This window comes from Qipengyuania sp. NPDC077563 (assembly GCF_044901345.1).
Lineage (GTDB): Bacteria > Pseudomonadota > Alphaproteobacteria > Sphingomonadales > Sphingomonadaceae > Qipengyuania > Qipengyuania aestuarii.
In genome coordinates this window covers 538,707-557,952 of sequence record NZ_JBJDPC010000003.1, presented here as the reverse complement: position 1 = coordinate 557,952, position 19,246 = coordinate 538,707, and the positions used below count along the sequence as shown (strand labels likewise).

18 protein-coding genes are annotated in these 19,246 nt (G+C 61.7%); 10 read left to right on the top strand and 8 right to left on the bottom strand.

Going from position 1 to position 19,246, the window contains the following annotated elements:
* Positions 1–23 precede the first annotated feature (23 nt).
* Genes hemH through ACI2I1_RS13855 form a run of 3 tightly spaced genes read right to left on the bottom strand, consistent with a single transcriptional unit; the run spans position 24 to position 4,266 of the window.
* The gene (gene hemH, locus ACI2I1_RS13865; RefSeq protein WP_404679570.1) at positions 24–1,046 is read right to left on the bottom strand and encodes a ferrochelatase; all 1,023 of its coding nucleotides are present in this window, start codon (positions 1,044–1,046) and stop codon (positions 24–26) included.
* The gene (locus ACI2I1_RS13860) at positions 1,043–3,322 is read right to left on the bottom strand and encodes a molybdopterin cofactor-binding domain-containing protein (protein WP_404679569.1); all 2,280 of its coding nucleotides are present in this window, start codon (positions 3,320–3,322) and stop codon (positions 1,043–1,045) included. The genes hemH and ACI2I1_RS13860 overlap by 4 nt, the downstream gene beginning before the upstream one ends.
* Entirely contained in the window at positions 3,301–4,266 is a 966-nt protein-coding gene (locus ACI2I1_RS13855; protein WP_404679568.1) for an Mrp/NBP35 family ATP-binding protein, read from the bottom strand. The genes ACI2I1_RS13860 and ACI2I1_RS13855 overlap by 22 nt, the downstream gene beginning before the upstream one ends.
* Before the next feature lie 117 nt (positions 4,267–4,383).
* Here ACI2I1_RS13855 and hflK point away from each other — a divergent pair, with 117 nt between their 5' ends.
* The 3 genes from hflK to ACI2I1_RS13840 all read left to right on the top strand — a co-directional run bounded on the left by hflK (position 4,384) and on the right by ACI2I1_RS13840 (position 8,026).
* Positions 4,384–5,505 carry a protease modulator HflK gene (gene hflK, locus ACI2I1_RS13850; RefSeq protein ID WP_404679567.1) on the top strand — a complete coding sequence of 374 codons (1,122 nt, stop codon included), beginning with the start codon at positions 4,384–4,386 and terminating at the stop codon, positions 5,503–5,505.
* Position 5,506: 1 nt separating this feature from the next.
* A complete protein-coding gene (gene hflC / locus ACI2I1_RS13845) occupies positions 5,507–6,340 on the top strand; it encodes a protease modulator HflC (protein ID WP_221543519.1) in 834 nt (277 codons plus the stop codon).
* A 159-nt stretch (positions 6,341–6,499) separates the two neighbouring features.
* The gene (locus ACI2I1_RS13840) at positions 6,500–8,026 is read left to right on the top strand and encodes a Do family serine endopeptidase (RefSeq protein ID WP_221544120.1); all 1,527 of its coding nucleotides are present in this window, start codon (positions 6,500–6,502) and stop codon (positions 8,024–8,026) included.
* A 111-nt stretch (positions 8,027–8,137) separates the two neighbouring features.
* Here ACI2I1_RS13840 and ACI2I1_RS13835 read toward each other — a convergent pair whose 3' ends face one another.
* Positions 8,138–10,300: a transglycosylase domain-containing protein gene (locus ACI2I1_RS13835; protein WP_404679566.1), complete on the bottom strand. Its 2,163-nt coding sequence runs from the start codon at positions 10,298–10,300 to the stop codon at positions 8,138–8,140.
* Between the two features lie 112 nt (positions 10,301–10,412).
* A complete protein-coding gene (msrB, locus tag ACI2I1_RS13830) occupies positions 10,413–10,811 on the bottom strand; it encodes a peptide-methionine (R)-S-oxide reductase MsrB (protein WP_404679565.1) in 399 nt (132 codons plus the stop codon).
* A gap of 186 nt (positions 10,812–10,997) precedes the next feature.
* Here msrB and rpsT point away from each other — a divergent pair, with 186 nt between their 5' ends.
* The 5 genes from rpsT to ACI2I1_RS13805 all read left to right on the top strand — a co-directional run bounded on the left by rpsT (position 10,998) and on the right by ACI2I1_RS13805 (position 15,444).
* A complete protein-coding gene (rpsT, locus tag ACI2I1_RS13825) occupies positions 10,998–11,258 on the top strand; it encodes a 30S ribosomal protein S20 (protein ID WP_221543522.1) in 261 nt (86 codons plus the stop codon).
* A 441-nt stretch (positions 11,259–11,699) separates the two neighbouring features.
* The gene (gene dnaA / locus ACI2I1_RS13820; protein WP_404679564.1) at positions 11,700–13,157 is read left to right on the top strand and encodes a chromosomal replication initiator protein DnaA; all 1,458 of its coding nucleotides are present in this window, start codon (positions 11,700–11,702) and stop codon (positions 13,155–13,157) included.
* Between the two features lie 85 nt (positions 13,158–13,242).
* Entirely contained in the window at positions 13,243–13,644 is a 402-nt protein-coding gene (locus tag ACI2I1_RS13815; RefSeq protein ID WP_404679563.1) for a DUF983 domain-containing protein, read from the top strand.
* Complete coding sequence (locus ACI2I1_RS13810) at positions 13,641–14,408, top strand: HesA/MoeB/ThiF family protein (RefSeq protein ID WP_404679562.1); 768 nt, start codon at positions 13,641–13,643, stop codon at positions 14,406–14,408. The genes ACI2I1_RS13815 and ACI2I1_RS13810 overlap by 4 nt, the downstream gene beginning before the upstream one ends.
* Positions 14,409–14,517: 109 nt before the next feature.
* On the top strand, positions 14,518–15,444 hold the full coding sequence (locus ACI2I1_RS13805; RefSeq protein WP_404679561.1) for an alpha/beta hydrolase: 927 nt from the start codon (positions 14,518–14,520) through the stop codon (positions 15,442–15,444).
* A gap of 3 nt (positions 15,445–15,447) precedes the next feature.
* On the opposite strand, the gene ACI2I1_RS13800 is transcribed toward ACI2I1_RS13805, so the two are convergent.
* Positions 15,448–16,149 (bottom strand): NAD-dependent deacylase, encoded by a 702-nt coding sequence (locus ACI2I1_RS13800; RefSeq protein ID WP_404679560.1) that lies wholly within the window; start codon positions 16,147–16,149, stop codon positions 15,448–15,450.
* Positions 16,150–16,258: 109 nt separating this feature from the next.
* Between ACI2I1_RS13800 and dapB the strand changes: the two genes are divergently transcribed.
* Both dapB and nth read left to right on the top strand, forming a co-directional pair.
* A complete protein-coding gene (gene dapB, locus ACI2I1_RS13795) occupies positions 16,259–16,987 on the top strand; it encodes a 4-hydroxy-tetrahydrodipicolinate reductase (protein ID WP_404679559.1) in 729 nt (242 codons plus the stop codon).
* A gap of 9 nt (positions 16,988–16,996) precedes the next feature.
* On the top strand, positions 16,997–17,647 hold the full coding sequence (nth, locus tag ACI2I1_RS13790) for an endonuclease III (RefSeq protein ID WP_404679558.1): 651 nt from the start codon (positions 16,997–16,999) through the stop codon (positions 17,645–17,647).
* Here the strand turns inward: nth and ACI2I1_RS13785 are convergent.
* Both ACI2I1_RS13785 and ACI2I1_RS13780 read right to left on the bottom strand, forming a co-directional pair.
* Positions 17,644–17,937, bottom strand: a complete 294-nt coding sequence (locus ACI2I1_RS13785; protein WP_404679557.1) for a hypothetical protein — start codon at positions 17,935–17,937, stop codon at positions 17,644–17,646. The two genes, nth and ACI2I1_RS13785, sit on opposite strands and share 4 nt — an antisense overlap.
* The gene (locus ACI2I1_RS13780; RefSeq protein ID WP_404679556.1) at positions 17,930–19,168 is read right to left on the bottom strand and encodes a dicarboxylate/amino acid:cation symporter; all 1,239 of its coding nucleotides are present in this window, start codon (positions 19,166–19,168) and stop codon (positions 17,930–17,932) included. The genes ACI2I1_RS13785 and ACI2I1_RS13780 overlap by 8 nt, the downstream gene beginning before the upstream one ends.
* Positions 19,169–19,246 lie beyond the last annotated feature (78 nt).

The window sequence follows — 19,246 nt, the reverse complement described above, 5'->3', positions numbered from 1 at the left end:
GAGATTAAGTGGCAATTAGCAATCTATATCCACCCGGCAAGCTCGCGCCGCAGCAATGTTTCAAGCATGGCCACGCCAGCCTCCGATGTATTCAGGCAGGACAGCGCAGCGAACTGCTCGCCGCCCGCCTCGAAAAACTGGTCCCGACCCTGCATCGCAAGCTCTTCCAGCGTTTCCAGGCAGTCGGCCGAAAAACCGGGCGCGGCGATTGCCATGCGCTTGGTTCCCATGCCCGCTTCCTCAGCAATCACCGTATCGGTTGCCGGTTCGAGCCATTTGGCGCGCCCGAAGCGCGACTGGAACGTCGTGCGAATCCGCATAACGCGTTCCGCAAGCTTGTCCTGCAGGAGCCGGGAGGTTTTCTGGCAATGACAATGATAGGGGTCGCCAAGGTGCAAGGTCCGCTCGGGCATGCCGTGAAAGCTCAGCAGCAGCACTTCCGGCACGAATTCCAGGCCATCAAGCTGGCGAGTGAGGTCCGCAGCCAGCGCGTCGATATAGGCGGGATCGTCGTGATAGGGCGGCAGGGTCCGCAGGCTTGGTTGCCAACGCATTTCCCGCAGCTTGTCCGCAGCCTTGTCCACAACCGTCGCCGTCGTGGCTCCGGAATATTGCGGATAGAGCGGAGCGAGGAGAATGCGTTCGCAGCCAGCGTCCATCAGGGCTTGTAGCCGTTCCGGGATGGAGGGCGTACCGTACCGCATCGCCCAGTCCACCGTGACGCCCTCTCCCAGCCGCGCCTGCATCGCTTCGGCCTGCTGCCGGGTAATGACGGCCAGCGGGGAGCCTTCCTCGGTCCACACCTGCGCATAGGCATGGGCGCTCTTTTTCGGCCGGGTATTGAGAATGATGCCGCGCAAAATCGGTTGCCAGGCGATGGGCGGGATCTCGACCACTCGCCGGTCGGACAGGAATTCCGCAAGATAGCGCTTTACCGGCCCGGCCTCAGGCGCATCCGGTGTTCCAAGATTGACGACGAGAACACCAACGCCGCCCGAGCGAACGGGGGGATGGTCGGCTGGAAGATTCTGTTTTTGCCAGGTCATGGAACGAGGGGGAGACGGTAAGAACGCTCGCCCGTCAAGGCGAACAATGCATTGGCAATAGCGGGAGCCGCCACGACGACGCCCAGTTCACCGGGATCGAAGGGCTCTGCATCGCTTTCAACGAAGTCGATCCGCATGTCGGGAGTGTCGGCCAAACCGGGCAATCCCATCCCACCGAAAGTGCGCGGGACAGGGTGGCCGCTCTCGAAACCAAGCGGTCGCCCAAGCGCCAGTCCCATACCGTAGAGCAATCCCCCTTCGACCTGCTGGCGGGCTATATCGAGATTCACGATGCGACCGATATCGACCACCGCGCTCAGCTGACGCACCTTAATCCCGCCTTCGCCCCGCATGAGATGCGCGACGCAGGCGATGTGTCCGGCTGCATCCTCGCCGAGCCGCATGCGTGCTACGGCAACTCCTTCACCGGAACCGGGCTGCGCGCCATCCCATTCACCAAGCCGCGTCGCCCTGCGCAAGGCTTCCGCCAGCCGCGGGGCGGTGCCCAGCATGGCCATACGGTAAAGGAAGGGATCGCGCCCAGCCGCCCGGGCAAGTTCGTCGACCACGCACTCTGTGAAAAAACAGGTATAGCCCTGAGCCCCGCCGCGCATGCGGCCGGTCGGCAGGGATATCGTCGCCGGGACATGCTCTACCGCGACATGCGGGATATTGTAGGGCGGAACCGCGCCTTCCACGACGAGAGGGTCTGCTAGACCCGCACTTTGCCTCTGCGCCGCTTCGGGGACATGATTTCGAAACAGACGATGCCCCGCTTCGCGCATCCATGAAGGCGACACTATCCGCGCCCGCCATGCGACCGGCTGCCCCTCTGCACCGATTGCCGCGGCGATCTCGCCCGAAACCGGCGCTCGCGGAGGAACCGCTTGGAAATCCTGCGCGCGCGACCATGTCAACTGGACCGGCCTCCCCACCTCGGCGGCGATCTGCGCCACTTCGATAGCGTGCTGCTTTTCCAGGCGGGCATCGAAGCTGCCGCCGGCAGGCATGGGGTAAAGTACCACATCCGAATTCGTCAGCCCCACAGCCTGCGCCGCGGCATCGCGAGCCGCTTCGGGTGCCTGCGCCGCCATCCACAATTCCAGCCGTCCTCCGGCCAGCCGCGCGGTTGCCGAGGCCGTTTCCAGCGGAGCATGCGATGCAGGAGCAATGTCGAAGCGCCGCACAATCGCCGTGTCGCCCAGCAGGCCATCGAGATCGCCCATGGTCTCGATGCGCTCGGCAAGCTGAGCGGAGCTATTTGCCGCTTCTTCGAGCTGCGCTTCGAGCCGGTCCTGCTCCAGCGCTCCCGGTCCGGTGAATTGCGGCCGCATCTTCGCCAGCGCCCGATCGGCAATCCACCAGCTTTCCGCCACCGCGGCGAGCCAGCGCTTCGACCGCACCACGGCAACCAGACCGGACATTCCCGCGGCCTTTCGTTCGCTGAACCGCAGGAGTTCGGGCAAACCCGCCGGGCCGTGGCGTATGGATGCATAGACCATGCCGGGCAGCCGGACATCGCCTGCAAACAAATGGCTGCCATCGACCTTGGACGGCAGGTCGAGGCGCGGATACATTCCCTGCGCCTCCGCTTCACCGGGTATCGGCTGTTCGAATGCGGGCATGGGCCGGAGCGGTGCGGGATCGGGCGGATCGTAGCGCACCGCGTCCTCCACAAGATCGCCGAAGGCGACACGCTGCTCTCCATAGATGACGAAGCCTTGGGCAACCTGGCATTGCTCGGGCTCCACATCCCACCGATCTGCTGCAGCTCGCGTCAGCATGTCTCGCGCGCTTGCAGCGGCCTCGCGAAGCGGCAGTTCATATGCGGCAAGGCTGGTCCCGGCGGCAGTGGCCGTGAACGCATTGCTGCGCGCGAAGCGGCCAGTTGACCAGTCGTTATCGGGTAGCCAGCCGTCCAGCAGGTAAGACCATTTCCCGGCGAGCGGGAGATTGGCGAACATGCCCGATGGCGGGACCGGTTCAATTCCAACCTGACGCCAGTCCGCTCCCAGTTCGACTGCGGCAATCTGCGCAAGAACGGTGCCGATCCCCTGCCCCATCTCGAGCTGGGGCTGGGCGATGGTGACAATCCCGTCCCGGCCGATAACCAGCCAACCGGCGAAAGTTTCGTCGCCAGGCCGGGCGACCAGCGGACTGGCATATTTGCGCGGCCAAAGATTCCACGCGATCAAAAGCCCTCCGCCAGCCGCCGCTCCGACGAGCAGTTTGCGGCGTGAAACGGAAAGGCCGCTCAGTTTCTTTCTGCGAGCCACGCTTGCAAACTCTCGGCTATCGCCAGGAAGGGTTCGGCAATGGGATGGTCGAGGGCTGCGGGCGGCTTGCCATGATCGCTTCCCTGACGGATTTCGATATCGAGCGGGATGCGTCCTAGAAACGGCAGATCAAGGCGCTCTGCAGCTGCTTCCACCTGCCCGGCGCCGAAGGGATTGGAAACCTCGCCGCAGGAGGGGCAAGCATAGCCCGACATGTTTTCGACCAGACCGATTACCGGCACCCCGGCACTGTCGAACAACTGGCCCGCCCGCGCCGCATCGATCAACGCCAGATCCTGCGGGGTCGAAACGAGCACGGCACCCGCCGGTTTGAACTTCTGCACCATAGTCAGCTGCACATCGCCGGTTCCAGGCGGCAAATCGATCAGCAGGACTTCGGTATCTTTGCTCCAATGGGCCTCGATCAGCTGGCCGAGCGCACTTCCGGCCATGGGTCCGCGCCATGCCAGTGCCTTGCCCGGCGCAACGAGGTGTCCCATCGAAAGGTGCGGCACACCGTATTTGCCATCGATCGGGATCGGCTTGTTGTCCCGCGCCTCGGGTTTTTCCCCCTGCGTCCCGAAAATAACCGGCTGCGACGGGCCATAGATATCGGCATCGACCAACCCCACCTTCACGCCCTTGCGTGCAAGCGCAATGGCAAGATTGGCTGTCAGCGTCGACTTGCCGACCCCGCCCTTGCCCGATCCGACCGCGATGATCACCGGGCCCTTGCGCTCCGCCGTCATCACGACGCGCACATCGCTGACGTCTGAGCGCCGCCCCACGGCCTCCTTTATTGCAGCCTCCGCCTGGGCGCGCCCCGCCTCGTCCAGGCTGCCGGCATCGACGACAAGCGTCGCCCTGCCCTCGTTGAGGACGGATCCGGTGACAAGAGAGGCTAATTCGGGAGGAAGATCGGCGGAAAAATCGGTTCGGCTCATGGCTGGCGCTGCTGTAGCATCGAAAAGCGCGCCGCAACCCCTGTTTTTCCGGCAAAGGCTGCCTATAAGACAGTTATGAGAATTTTGGACGGGCTTGGACAGAGGATCCGCCTAGCAATGGCTGGCAACAATCCGTGGGGTGGGGGGAGCGATGATTCCTCCGGTTCCGGTGACGGTGAAACACCCAAGGGTGACAAGGGTAAGGGCGAAGGTCCCCGTAATCCCTGGTTGCCATCGGGCTCTGGTGGAAGCGGCGAAGGGCGCCGCGGTCCCAATATCGAAGATATCTTCAAGAATCGCGGGCCCGAAGGTCCGCGCCGCAAGGGCGGTGGCGGCGGGCCTGGGGGCCCCGGCTTCCGCATTCCGCAACGTCCCGGTGGCAAAAGCTGGTTCCCGGTCGCGATCGTCGCAATCGTCGGCGTCGTCCTGCTCGCTACCAGCGCGCATCTGATCGATCCTCAGGAAAAAGCAGTCGTCAAACGTCTCGGCGATTACAGCCGCACGCTCGATTCCGGGCTTCAGTTTACGCTCCCTTTTCCGCTTGAGACTGTGGATGTCGAGAATGTGGAAGGGGTCCGCCCGATCCGCATTCCGGGAAATGACAATCAGGCCAAGCTGATCCTGACCGGCGACCAGAATCTCGTCGATCTGAGCTACATTGTACGCTGGAACATCCAGGATCTCCAGCAATTCAAATTCCGCGTTGTCGACCCGGAAGAGACCGTCAACGAAGTTGCCGAAGCGGCAATGCGCGCGGCAGTCGCCGAAAAGCAACTGGACGAGACCTTCTCGGGTCAGGGACGCGCCGCGATCGAACTGGACGTGCGCGAACGCATGCAGGCGACGCTTGACCGTTATCAGGCGGGCATAAGGGTGCTCGGTGTCGAAATCGAAAAAGCCGATCCGCCGAGCCAGGTGGTCGATGCTTTCCGCGATGTGCAGGTTGCCGAACAGAATGCGGACGCAGCGCGCAATCAGGCGCAGGGTTATGCCCAGCAGGTGCTGGCGCAGGCGCAGGGTGAGGCCGAAGCCTTCGACAAGGTTTACGAGCAGTATCGCCTCGCGCCCGAAGTGACCCGTCAGCGTCTTTATTACGAGACCATGGAACGTGTGCTCAGCAAGACCGACAAGACCATCGTCGAGGCCCAGGGTGTCACACCCTACCTCCCGCTACCGGAAATCCGGCGCCGGGCTCAGCAACAGCCCGAAACCACTGTAACCGCACCGGGAGGCCAGTAAGATGCAGCGTATCTGGGAAGACCACCGCCTCACGATCATCGTGGCCGGACTCGTCCTGATCGGGCTCATGATGAGCCTCTATATCGTGCCCGAAGAAGAACAGGTCGTCATCGTACGGACCGGTGAACCGCAAGGCATCGTGAACACGCCAGACGGTCAAAAAGGTCCGGGGCCCTATCTCCGCGTGCCGTTTCTCGACCGCGTGGTAAGGATCGAACGCCGACTGCTCGATCTCGAGATGACCAATGAAGAGGTGCTGTCGAATGACCAGCAGCGGCTCCTGGTGGATGCCTATGCACGTTTCCGCATCATCGATCCGGTTCGTATGGTGGAGCGTGCCGGGACTACCGATGGCGTGCGTTCCGCGCTTGAGCCGATCCTGAATTCGGTTCTGCGTCAGGAACTCGGCCGCCGAACGTTTCAGGCCATGCTAACCGCCGAACGGGGCTCCGCGCTGCAGAATGCGCGCGCCAATCTCGACCGGCAGGCACGCCAGTACGGTGCCGAAGTCGTCGACGTTCAGATCACCCGCACCGATCTGCCAGATGCCCCCCTCCAGTCCGCTTTCAGCCGGATGGAATCGGATCGCGAACGTGAGGCAAGGACGATCCGGGCGCAAGGCTCGCGTGATGCGCGGATCATTCGCGCTGAGGCCGATGCGGAAGCCGCTCGCATCTATGCGGAAAGCTTCGGCAAGGACGCTAATTTCTATGACTTCTACCGCGCCATGCAGAGCTATGATGCGACCTTCGCTTCCGAAAACGGCGATGCGGCCAGCAGCATAATTCTGTCGCCTGACAACGAATATCTGCAGCAGTTCCGCGGACGCCGTTGAACATTCGTCGATTGAACGAGGGGTACTACCCTGCCGTTCAAGAGGCATTCAGCGCTAGGCCGCAGTCTACGCAGCGGAACTGCCGAAGCCGGAGCGTTTTGTGAAAGCGTGCTGGCTCCGAACGAAGTCAAAGAGGATTTGAAAGAGGACGTGAAAAAAGTGCGATACGCTTATTCCGTAACTGCCACCCTTTTGGCCGGTGGCGCTGCCCTTTCCCTCGCCGGGTTCCCGGCCGGGGCGCAGGTCGCCCAAAACGACGATTCGCAGATCGCGCGCGTCGTCCCGCGTGCCGGGGCGCCCGAAAGTTTCGCCGATCTGACCGAGCAACTGCAGCCGGCCGTGGTGAATATTTCGACGCGCCAGCGAATTGAGGTTCAGACCGGCGGCAATCCTTTCGCCGGAACCCCGTTCGAGGGCATGTTCAACCGCCGTCGCGGGCAGCAAGACAGCGAACCCCAGTATCGTGAGGGACAGTCGCTCGGCTCGGGCTTTATCATCTCTTCCGACGGCTATGTCGTGACCAATAATCACGTCGTCAGCCCGACCGGGCGTGGCTCTGTCGAAGAAATCACCGTGACCCTGCCGGACGGCACCGAATACGAAGCCGAATTGGTCGGCACCGATGCGGCGTCCGACCTCGCCGTCCTCAAAGTCAACCGGCGCGAAGCTTTCCCCTTCGTGACCTTCGGCGATTCCAGCCAGGCCCGTGTGGGTGACTGGGTGATCGCCATCGGCAATCCCTTCGGCCTCGGCGGAACCGTGACGAGCGGGATTGTTTCCAGCGTTCTGCGAAACGCAGGCAGCGGCGCCTACGACCGCTATCTGCAGACCGATGCCAGCATCAACCGCGGCAACTCCGGTGGACCGCTGTTCGACATGCAGGGCAACGTCATCGGCATCAACAACGCCATCATTTCGCCCACCGGCGGAAGCGTGGGCATCGGCTTTGCGATTCCTGCTGAAACCGCGGCCCCTATCGTCGACAAGCTCCGGCGCGGCGTCGAGATCGAGCGCGGCTATCTGGGCATCCAAATCCAGCCGGTGACCGAGGACGTCGCCTCCTCGCTCGGCCTTGCGCGCAATCGCGGCGAGATCGTCCAGATGGTGCAGCCCGGCGAACCGGCCGATCGCGGCGGCATCGAAGCGGGCGACATCGTCCTTCGCGTCAATGGGAAGGACGTAACACCTGATCAGACGCTGTCCTACCTCGTCGCCAATATCGCACCGGGCACGTCAATTCCGCTGGATGTGATCCGTGACGGTGAACGCCGCCGGGTCAATGTGACCGTGGGCAAGCGCCCGAGCGAAGAAGAGATGCGACGCAGTCAGATGTTCGATCCCGACGCGGAGCCGGAAGACGACATGTCGCCCAGCGACAGCGAAGTCATCCAGGAGAGTGTCGGTCTGCAGGTGCTGGAACTGACGCCGCAGATTGCACGCCAGCTTGGTGCCGGATCTGACACGCGCGGACTTGTGATCGCTTCAGTTGACCAAAATTCCGACGCGGCTCGCAAGGGCCTCCAGCGTGGGGACATCATCCTGACGGCAAACTACCGTCCGATGACGTCGGTTGCTGATCTCGAGACTGCGGTCCGCTCGGCCAAGGCCGAAAACCGTGATGCGGTTCTTCTTCGGATCCAGCGTCGCGGTGGTTCGCCGCAATATGTGGCTATTCGCCTTCGCTGATCCGAACCAAAGTAGTGCTCGAAAATAGAGCCCTCCCGATACGCGTTGGGAGGGCTTTTTCGTACCTAGTCGGAAGTCGCCTAACCTTGAGCAGGATGAGGAAGATCGCCTCTAACGATCCCGTCCGATCACGCCGTCAAGAAAATCGTCGTCGATCGCTTGCGGAGCGCCATCTTCTCCGCGCCCCGTCGATGGTTGCGGCCGCGGCGGTGGGACGCGCTGAACTCTTGGCTGCTGCGGTCGGATAACCTCCACGCCCGAGCCGTCCTCTGGCTCGTCACGCGGTCCCGGCAACGCCCCCTCTGGCCCCTCGCTTCGGCCAGGCTCGATCAGATTGCCCTGCTCGTCGATGTAGTAATAATCATCCGGGTCGCCGAAGAAGAAGTCATCCTCTTCATCCAGCTGCCATTCCGGCACCTGAACTTCGGTCTCAAATTCTTCCACCGGGCGGTCCTTCACCGCATAGCGCATGAAAGCAGCAAAGGCCTGTGCCGGGGCGCGGCCTCCCTGCAAACCGCCGACCCGTCGGTTATCGTCCCGGCCCATCCATACACCGGTGGTGACGCCCGATGAAAACCCGACGAAATAACCGTCCTTGTTCGAACTCGTGGTCCCTGTCTTACCCGCGACCGGACGCCCGATTTGCGCAGCACGCCCCGTTCCGGTCTGGACTGCGGTCTGCAGAAGATCGGTGATGCCCCGCGTCACGTTATCGGGAATGATTTGTGTACTGCGGGCGCGGCGGTGCTGATAAAGCACCTCTCCATCCGTCGTCGTGACTTTGACGATCCCATAAGGGGTTACCGAATTGCCGCCGGCCGAGATCGCCGCGAATGCGCGGGTCATATCCAGCAGGCGCACTTCGTTTGAACCAAGTACCATCGCCGGATAGGTATTGATCGGGGTAGTGATACCGAAGCGGCGAGCCATGGACGCCACCGAACCGAATCCGACTTCGTTGCCGAGCTGGGCGGCTACCGTGTTGATCGAATAGGCGAAAGCGGTCCGCAGATTAGTCTCGCCGATGTTTCGCCCATTCGAATTGTTGGGACTCCAGCCGCCGATCGAGACCTTTGTATCCACTACGCGATCATCAGGGGTATAACCCGCCTCCAGCGCGGCGAGGTAAACGAACAGCTTCCAGCTCGAACCCGGCTGGCGGAGGGCATTTGTCGCCCGATTGTAATTCGTCTCGACATAATCGGTCCCTCCGACGAGAGCCAAGATGGCGCCGTCGCGATCAAGACTGACCAATGCGCCTTGCGCTCCTTCGGGGGCATTGCCCGCTACCGCAGCAGTCGCAGCTTTCTGCATCCCGGGATCCAGCGTGGTCCACACTTCGATCGGTTCGAAAGTTTCGGGCAGCAGGAGATCCAGTTGCGGGAGCGCCCAATCGGTAAAATAGCGCACCGAGTTGGTCCCCTGCTCCGGCTTAAGCTTGACCGCCGATACATCAACTTGTGCCTCGCTCGCGCTGATACGGCCCTGCTCGCGCATCAATTGCAGGACCACGCTTGCACGGCTGACCGCCGCATTGACGTCGGCGGTGGGGGAATAGCGGCTGGGTGCCTTCACCAGCCCTGCGATAATCGCCGCTTCGGCAGTCGACAGCTCGGTCGCCGGATGGCTGAAGAAGTTCCGGCTCGCGGAATCGATACCGTAAGCGCCGCCGCCGAAATAGACCTTGTTGAGATAGAGTTCGAGGATCTGTTCTTTTGAGAACTTCCATTCCATCGCCATAGCCAGGATGGCTTCGCGAAGCTTGCGATCGAGCGAACGATTGCTGTTGAGGAAAACATTGCGCGCAAGCTGCTGGGTAATGGTGGAGGTGGCGCCGAGCCGGTTCTCACCCGTCGCCCACACATATACGGCGCGCGTCAGGCCATAAGGGTCCACGCCGGGATGCGAATAGAATCGCCGGTCCTCTACAGAGATCATGGCATCTTTCATGACCTGCGGGATCTCGTTAGCGGTGATCCACTTGCCATAACTAGGGCCAAGTTCGACGAGTTCGGAGCCATCTCGCGCGCGCACGACAATGGTCTGCGCATTCTGGGTTGCCTTGAGTTGATAATAACTCGGCAAGGACCGGGCTGCGAACGCCACTGCGATAGCGAGAAAAATCAAGCCGAGGACAGCGATGCCTGTACCCCACAGAAGCATCCTGCGAAACCAGACCTTCACGCGGCTGGTTTCCCCCCACCCCTCTTCTGCCGCCCGCCGCGCACGCTCCGATCGCTGGCTGCGTTTACGGCGGCTGCCTCTCTTATCCATTCCCTGCGGCTTCCCTCATGTTCCAGGCGCACGGCCCTATATCCGCCACAATCTCCCATGGCGAGACGGAACCTCGGCTTAACGAATCGTACGGAGGCCGCAAGCCGCCCCCTTAGTCGTCTGGTTCGAATTCGAGTGCTGCAGAGTTGATACAATAGCGAAGGCCATTCTCGCCGGGGCCATCCGGAAACACATGGCCAAGGTGCCCTTCGCAGTTGGAACAGGTAACCTCAGTCCTGATCATGCCATGAGTGACATCGCGGTGCTCTTCCACTGCGGCGCTTTCGGCCGGCGCCGTAAAACTCGGCCACCCGGAGCCGCTGTCATATTTGTCCGCGCTTTCGAACAAGAGCTGACCGCAGGCAGCGCAGTGATATTCCCCATCAGCCTTGTTCTTGTCATACTTGCCGGTGAAGGCGCGCTCCGTCCCTTTTTCCCGCAAGATGCGATATTGCTCAGGGGTTAGCTCTTCGCGCCACTCGGCTTCCGATTTTTCGACTTTATCGCTCACAGCTTGTCCTTCATCTCATCTGCTTCCATATAAGGGCAACAGGGCGCGCCAGTTGCGGTTCCGCTTTTGCTTGACGATTCGGTATCCCATCGCTAAGTGCGCCGCTTTCCGGCGGTTAATCCGCCTTTTTCGACACGCCCAATTGAATTCCAGCCGCTTTTTGTCGCGGCCTGATCGAGGACAGATATGGCCAATACGCCGCAAGCCAAGAAGCGCATCCGTCGCAACAACCGCCGCGCCGAAGTCAACGGTGCGCGCATGAGCCGCATCCGCAACTACGTTAAGAAGGTTGAGACCGCGCTCGAAGCTGGCGACAAGGATGCTGCCCAGACCGCCCTCCGCAATGCTCAGCCGGAAATGGCTCGCGGTGTTGCTCGCGGCGTGATGCACAAGAACACTGCAGCTCGTAAGATGAGCCGCCTGTCGAAGCGCGTTGCCGCGCTCTGATTTTTAAGCGGCTTCGGCCGAACACAGACACGTGAGGGGTCGTCGCAAAACGCGGCGGCCCCTTTTGTCGTATTCGGGTTGTACTTTGAAATCAAAGTGTCTCCGAGCCGTAATGAAATCGGCGGAAATACTGCGATTCGTCAGCCCCATTTCGTTAAATCGAAGCTTTTTCAAAGGCATCCACGGAGGGCTGCGGGGTCACGTTGAGTCAACTAGATTATTTCAGATTTTTTGCTGTTATCCCCCTTGCGACTCATCGCTGCTGCGACCTACACAATGGATCTGCTCGGGGGGGACAGCCCGGGTATTCATATCGACGGCCAAGGGGAGGGACCACCCGAGAATCACGCGATTCCGGGTAGCGGCGAAGCTATGCGCGCACTCCCTCTGGCCCACTTAACTTTTGGACGACCGTACGGTCACTCGGGGATCTACACTCCAATGGCGAAATCAGGCGAGCTTGCTGGCAAGCGGAAGGCAAATAACGAAATGGAAGACCTGGAAGCCGTAAACCTGGCAGCCGATTGGGCAGATATCAGCCAAGGCCTGCGCAAGGATTTGGGGCACCAGCTTCACAGCCAGTGGATCAAGCCCATACAGCTTGGCCGGATCGATTCTGAGACCGGCACGCTCGATCTGTTTCTTCCGACCGAATTCAGCGCCAATTGGGTCAAGGATCGCTTTGCCGACCGGCTGAGTCTGGCGTGGAAAATCGCGCGCAGCGAAGTGCGTCAGGTCGCCATTTCGGTTCACCCTGGCCGGCGCCAGGTTGCCGATCTGCGTCTTCACAGCAACGGCCGTCGCCCTGCGAACGATGCCGACACTTCGATGATGGCAATCGGTGCCGATACTCTGGGAGATACCGGCTTCACCTCTTCGGTGGGCCTCGACGCCAGCCTGACCTTTGCCGCCTTCGTGACCGGCGAGGCGAATATTCTCGCGTTCAACGCGGCCCAGCGCATGTCTGCGACAGAAAAGCCGCAATTCAGCCCGCTTTACCTCAAGGGCGCCACCGGACAGGGCAAGACCCATCTCCTGCATGCCATCGGACACACATTCCTTCAGACACACAGCCGCAGCCGCATCTTCTACTGCAGCGCCGAGCGCTTCATGGTGGAATTCGTGCAGGCCCTGAAGGCCAACCGTATGATTGAGTTCAAGGCGCGGCTGCGCAGCTTTGACTTGCTGCTGGTCGACGACATCCAGTTCATTATCGGCAAGGCCTCGGCTCAGGAAGAACTGCTCTACACGATCGATGCACTTCTGGCGGAAGGCAAACGCCTCGTCTTCGCAGCCGATCGCGCGCCGCAGGCTCTCGACGGTGTGGAACCGCGCCTGCTGTCGCGCCTTTCGATGGGCTTGGTGGCGGACATCCAGCCCGCCGACATCGAACTGCGCAAGAAAATCCTTCACTCCAAACTGAGCAAGTTCGCACCGCTGGCCGTACCGGAAGACGTGCTGGAATTTCTCGCGCGTACCATCACGCGAAACGTGCGTGAGCTGGTCGGGGGACTGAACAAGCTGATCGCCTATGCGCAGCTCACGGGACAGGAAGTCTCCCTGCAGTTGGCCGAAGAGCAGCTGACGGATATCCTGTCTGCCAATCGCCGCCGGATCACGATCGACGAGATCCAGCGGACCGTCTGCCAGTTCTACCGCATTGATCGCAGCGAAATGAGTTCGAAGCGCCGTGCGCGTGCGGTGGTGCGCCCGCGCCAGGTCGCCATGTACCTGTCAAAGGTACTCACCCCGCGCAGCTATCCCGAGATTGGCCGCAAATTCGGCGGGCGCGACCATTCGACGGTCATCCACGCCGTGCGCCTGATCGAGGATTTGCGCCAGCGCGATGCTGATATGGACGGCGATGTGAGAAGCCTCCTGCGCCAGCTGGAAAGCTGACCAGTCCACATCGTAGGCACCGTTGGTCGACAGGCCTTGCACAGCCTTGTCGACAGCGTGCATGGGAGCGTCCAAAGGGGCAGGCATGAGCAAGCCGATCAGTCTGCCCAAAACGCTCCCCTCCGCCTTGTGGCGGGGCACATTATGCCGCTGCCCGCGATGCGGCGACGGCAAATTGTTCCGCAAATGGCTGAAGCCTGTCGATCGCTGCAGCGTGTGTGATCTCGATATCACCGGACAGCGGGCGGACGACCTTCCAGCTTATATCGGAATTTTCGTGAGCGGGCATTTGCTCGCCCCCGTCATCATCACGCTCGTGGTCAGCTATTCGCTATCCCCCATGGCGTTGCTCGCCATCATCATTCCGCTTGCACTGGTGATGCTCATCGCCCTGCTGCAACCATCCAAAGGAGCCGTCATCGCTCTGCAGTGGTGGAACGGGATGCACGGCTTCAAGCGGGAACGCGCGAACGGAGAAAACCTGTGAGTCTCACGCCCGAACGTCTCGATCGCTTTGCCCGGCACATCGTCTTGCCTGAAGTGGGCGGCGCTGGGCAAATGGCGCTGGCAGAAAAACATCTCGTGCTCATCGGCTTGGGTGGGATCGGCAGCCCCGCGTTGCAATACCTCGCTGCCGCTGGGATCGGGAAGCTGACCCTCGTCGACGACGACAAGGTCGATCTCAGCAACCTACAGCGGCAGACGCTTTATAACGAGCGTGACGTGGGCCACGGTAAGGCCATCTCTGCAAAGCGATGGGTCACGCTGTTCGACCCTGCGCTCGATGTCGAAATCAGTGATCGCCGTATCGATCCCGCCCGCGCCGCCACGCTTGTTGCCGATGCTGACCTTGTGCTCGACGGGACCGACAATTTCGCCACTCGGCTCGCTGTCTCCGACGCCTGCGTGAAAGCCGGCGTGCCATTGCTGTCAGCTGCAGTCGGGCGCTTTCAGGGGCAAGTCGCCGCTTTCGCAGGGCATTTGCCCGACGAAGCCTGTTACCGCTGTTTCGTCGGCGATGCTTTCGATGCCGACGATTGCGATACCTGTGCCGAAGATGGCATGCTGGGCGCGATGGCAGGCTGGGTCGGAAGCTTTGCCGCGCTGCACGCGGTTCGCCTCCTCCTCGACGGAGTGAGCGCCTATGGCGATTCGCAATGGAGCCGGGTCAATCTACTCGACGGCATTAAACCGGGCATGCGCCAATTCGTGATCACGAAAGATCCCGCATGTTCGGGCTGCGGCCACTAGCAGCCCAGGGATCTCTCCTGCCGCGAACGAGCTGGTTGACGTGTTCGGAAGCCACAGTAACTTCGCGCGAGACCGGGCAGGTAATACTGCCGCAGAGAGGATCTTGGCCATGTTCCGAAACCTTTTGACCAGCCAGCTGGCGGCATTTGCTATGATCGCGGCAACTCCGGCGTCGGCTCAAGCCGACCGGATGACCGCTATAGCCACACCTGAACAAGCCGATGCGATCGCTCTCGGCACCGGTTCGATGCCGGGGGCGACCACAGCGGAAAGCTGGCATTCCCAATATGGAAGCGTGTTTGCCCGGAACGTGGTCGACTCCACGGTGACGCCCTTTCTCGCCGATCCGGCGATTGCGACAGGCAGCGCGGTAATCGTCGCCCCGGGCGGCGGTTTTCGTACGCTCTCGATGGAAAACGAAGGGTGGCAGGTAGCCCAAGCCCTGAACGAGCGGGGCGTTTCCGCCTTCGTTTTGAAATATAGACTTAACCAGACACCCGCCGACCTCCAAGAATTCGCCTCATTGCCGCCTCCGCGCCCCGCCACGGATCCGGGCGAGAACGCAAGACCAATGCTGGATCAGCGCATGGCCAGCATCGGCCCGATGATCGAGGACGCGGAGGCTGCTTTCGCCTTGATCCGCGTCAATGCAGCAGCATGGGGCGTAGACCCGGACCGGATCGGTATGATCGGATTTTCGGCCGGCGCCGCACTGACGATGGCGACCGCGATTACCAGCGAGAGCGCCAAACCGGCGTTCCTGGCTGATATCTACGGCCCGCTCGGTCCGCTTGACGTGCCGGCCGAAAAGCCGCCATTATTTATCGCCCTTGCGGCCGACGATCCGCTCTTCAACACGACCGACTTCGGCATCGTGACCTCATGGAAAGACGCGGGCGCGGCGGTCGAATTCCATTATTACGAGCAGGGCGGTCATGGCTTCGGCATGTATCAGAAGGAAACAACAAGCACCGGCTGGTTCGATGCCTTCACCGACTGGCTGGTGATGCATGGCTTTGCCAGACCGCTGGAGTAACGCTTACCCGAGCACTTCTGCGACCCATTCCGGGACCAGTTCGCTCGCCCTTCCCTTCCGGGTCTCGTCGAACCAGTAGGATCCCTCGCTGCGCTGTAAGTTGAGCTCCAGCGTATGCGCACCGAATTCTCGTGCATCTCGGACGAAGCCCGCAGCCGGATAGACCGCCCCGCTAGTGCCGATGCTGACGAACAAGTCAGCGCGTCGCAGTTCTTCATAAATGCGGTCCATCTCGTAAGGCATCTCGCCGAACCAGACGACATCGGGACGCAGTGCCTCTGCGCCGCAATCTGGGCATGCAGGGCTGCCGACAAGCGGTTCACTCCATTTATGCCGCTGCCCGCAGCTGGCGCATAAGGCGCTGAGCAATTCGCCATGCATATGAAGTACGCGTTTGGCCCCGGCCCGTTCATGCAGGTCGTCGACGTTCTGCGTCACAATCAGCAAATCGCCTTCCCACTCCGCATCCAGCTCGGCCAGCGCCCGGTGAGCTGCGTTCGGCTCCACCTTTTGCACCGCCTCGCGCCGTGCATCGTAGAAGCGCTGCACGAGAGCGGGGTCGCGTGCGAAGCCTTCGGGCGTTGCGACGTCTTCCACCCTGTGCTGTTCCCACAGGCCGCCGCCGTCACGAAAGGTGTCGATACCGCTTTCCGCCGAAATCCCGGCGCCTGTGAGAATGACGATGTTGCGGATAGAATCGGACAAGTTTCGGCTCCCGGTCGCCCCACGCTTGTCGAAAGGGCGTCTTATCTTCTAGCCACACGTTAACGAACCAAACGGAGCTATGACAAGCTCAGCCCGAACGGAGGTCAGCTTGGCGAATATTGGTGTCATCGGAAGCAAAGGCGCGATGGGTGAGGTGTTGCGCCGCGTCATAGAAGAGTCCGGCCACGATTTCTCGGGCGGCGCGGACAAGGGCGACGATGTCGGCAAGCTGGCCGATGTATCGGACCTGCTGGTCGATTTCTCCGCGCCGGCCGCCCTGCAATCCAATCTGCATGCAGCGGTCGGGGCCGGAATCCCGATCGTGATTGGCACCACCGGGCTCGAGCGCAAACATCACGATGCAATCGATCAGGCCGCGCACGCCATTCCGGTGCTCCAGACGGGCAACACGTCTCTTGGAGTGACCCTCCTTGCTCACCTCGTTCGCGAAGCCGCTCAGCGGCTCGGCAAGGGGTGGGACATCGAAATTCTCGAAATGCATCATCGCCGCAAGGTGGACGCTCCGTCCGGGACCGCGCTGCTCCTTGGGGACGCTGCCGCCGGCGGACGGGGTATCGATCTTGCAACCAATAGCGAAAGCGGGCGCGATGGTGCGACTGGTCCGCGTAGTGAAGGTGCGATCGGCTTCGCCGCTCTGCGCGGTGGCACTGTTGCCGGGGAACACAGCGTCATCCTGGCTGGCGAAGAAGAACGCATCACACTGTCCCATAGCGCAGAGAACCGCGCCATTTTCGCTCGCGGAGCAATCCGCGCAGCCGAGTGGCTCCGCACACGCGAGACGGGCCGGTATTCCATGGATCAGGTTCTGGGCATCTGATTTGCACATATGACCAAGGATCAGATCTTCGAGTTCTTTCGCCGCCTGGCGGAGGACAATCCCTCGCCAGAAACCGAGCTGGAATATGGGAATGCTTACCAGTTGGTGGTCGCAGTGGCACTGTCTGCCCAGGCGACCGACGTCGGGGTCAACAAGGCCACGCGTGCGCTATTCCGCGAAGTCGAAACCCCCGCGCAAATGATCGCGCTGGGCGAGGACGGGCTGAAGGAGCACATCAAGACCATCGGCCTGTTCAATTCCAAGGCGAAGAACGTCATCGCGCTGAGCGAACTGCTGGTGGCCGAATATGGCGGCGAAGTGCCGGACACGCGCGAGGACCTCGTCCGCCTGCCGGGCGTCGGCCGCAAGACGGCCAATGTCGTCCTCAATTGCTGGTTCGGGCATGAGACCTTCGCTGTCGACACGCATATCCTGCGCGTCGGCAACCGTACGGGCCTTGCGAAGGGAAAGACGCCCGAGCAGGTCGAGGTGAAGCTCGAGAAGCGCGTGCCCCAGCCCTTCCGGTTAGGCGCGCATCACTGGCTGATCCTGCATGGCCGCTATGTTTGCAAGGCCCGCACGCCCGAATGCTGGCGCTGCCCGGTGGTTGACCTTTGCAGCTACCGCAAAAAGGTGTTGGAGAAGCCGAAGGGTCGTTAGCGGTCCGGCTTCCCGTCGAGGCAAATCCTCTCGCCCGGTTGCAGGGTTGCCTGAGGTGCGATGCCCTCGAGATAGATCAGCGTTTCCGCTTCCTGCTGGTTCATGCCCATCGCGCTGGCATGAGCCATCAGTTGTGGCACCGTAAATCCCGAGCCGTTCTCGGGCACGGTGATCAATGTGCCCGCGCACCCGGATGCGCGGTCTCCACCCCCGCTCCCGCCCGCCTGCGGTGTGCAGGCGGTGAGCGTCGCGATCAGCACCGCTGCCGCGGCGGCTGACCGCCTAGACATCGTCTGCCGAGACCATTTCGCGCCGGTCGATCTCGCCCGTCATCACGGCCACCGTCGTCGCCACGGCAGCATCGCCGCTGACGTTGGTGGTGGTGCGCATCATGTCCATGATCCGGTCCACGCCGGCCACGAAGGCGATCGTTTCCAGCGGCACGCCCACCGCGCCGAATACCAGCGCCATCATGATCAGCCCTGCGCCCGGAATGCCTGCCGCACCGACCGCGCCGAGAGTCGCGAGAATCGAGATGAGGAAGTAGTCGCCCCAGCTCAGATCCACGCCGAAAATCTGCGCGCCGAACAGCGTGGCGAGGCCGAGATACATCGCCGTGCCGTTCATGTTGATGGTCGCCCCCAGCGCGATCACGAAGCTGGCGACCGAATTCGACACGCCGAGATTCCGCTCCGCACAGCGCAGCGTCACAGGCAGCGTGGCGTTGGAGCTGGCAGTGGAATAGCTGACCGCCATCGCATCGACGATGCCGCGGAAAAAATCGCGCACCGGCAGCTTGGCGAGGAATTTGATCATCGCCGAATACATGACGAAGATTATCAGCAGGCAGCCGGCATAGTTCAGCGCGACCAGTTTCGAGAGCGCGACGAGCGCATCCAAGCCCAGTGTGCCCGCAACCCAAGCCATCAGCGCGAAGACGCCGAAGGGGGTGAGTTCCATCACCACCATGGTCACCTTCTGCATGATCACGGCACCGCTATCGAACACCTTCTGCACCGGCAGGCCGTCTTCCTTGGCCATCAGGATACCGATGCCGATCAGCAGGCTGAAGACGATTAGCGGCAGCACCGACACGTCTGCCATAACCTGCACCGGGCTTTCGGGCACGATCGACAGGATCATGTCCACCGCCGTGGTGGGATTGGGTTCGGGCGTGGTGCCCATCTCGATCGCACTGGTATCGACGCCCGCTCCGGGAGCGATGATGGTGCCAAGCGCGAGGCCGAGCCAGACGGCAATCTGCCCGGTGACGACGAACAACAGCATCGCCCGACCGCCCACCGCGCCTAGCTTGCGCAGGTCGCCGATCGCCGCGACGCCGCTGACCAGGCTGAAGAAGATCAGCGGCACGACCAGCATCTTGATCGACTTGATGAAGAAATCGCCGATCCATTTGATGCTTTCCGCCTCGGGACCCCAGGCATAGCCCGTCAGCACGCCCAGGAGGAGCGCGGTGACGACGCGCTGCCACAGCGGAATTTCGAACCAGGTCTTCAGCAAACTGTCATCCCCTCATGTCGTCATTGTGAGCGGCGCAGCCGCGCGGCAATCCATGGCGCAGTTCGCGGCGAATGCAAA

What these genes read in the sequence shown, in the direction of transcription:
- hflC (WP_221543519.1), top strand. Translation starts at nt 5,507, where the DNA reads ATGCAGCGTATCTGGGAAGACCACCGCCTCACGATCATCGTGGCCGGA.
- nth (WP_404679558.1), top strand. Translation starts at nt 16,997, where the DNA reads ATGACCAAGGATCAGATCTTCGAGTTCTTTCGCCGCCTGGCGGAGGAC.
- dnaA (WP_404679564.1), top strand. Translation starts at nt 11,700, where the DNA reads ATGGCGAAATCAGGCGAGCTTGCTGGCAAGCGGAAGGCAAATAACGAA.
- hflK (WP_404679567.1), top strand. Translation starts at nt 4,384, where the DNA reads ATGGCTGGCAACAATCCGTGGGGTGGGGGGAGCGATGATTCCTCCGGT.
- ACI2I1_RS13855 (WP_404679568.1), bottom strand. Translation starts at nt 4,266, where the DNA reads ATGAGCCGAACCGATTTTTCCGCCGATCTTCCTCCCGAATTAGCCTCT.
- ACI2I1_RS13785 (WP_404679557.1), bottom strand. Translation starts at nt 17,937, where the DNA reads ATGTCTAGGCGGTCAGCCGCCGCGGCAGCGGTGCTGATCGCGACGCTC.
- ACI2I1_RS13815 (WP_404679563.1), top strand. Translation starts at nt 13,243, where the DNA reads ATGAGCAAGCCGATCAGTCTGCCCAAAACGCTCCCCTCCGCCTTGTGG.
- rpsT (WP_221543522.1), top strand. Translation starts at nt 10,998, where the DNA reads ATGGCCAATACGCCGCAAGCCAAGAAGCGCATCCGTCGCAACAACCGC.
- ACI2I1_RS13835 (WP_404679566.1), bottom strand. Translation starts at nt 10,300, where the DNA reads ATGGATAAGAGAGGCAGCCGCCGTAAACGCAGCCAGCGATCGGAGCGT.
- ACI2I1_RS13805 (WP_404679561.1), top strand. Translation starts at nt 14,518, where the DNA reads ATGTTCCGAAACCTTTTGACCAGCCAGCTGGCGGCATTTGCTATGATC.
- hemH (WP_404679570.1), bottom strand. Translation starts at nt 1,046, where the DNA reads ATGACCTGGCAAAAACAGAATCTTCCAGCCGACCATCCCCCCGTTCGC.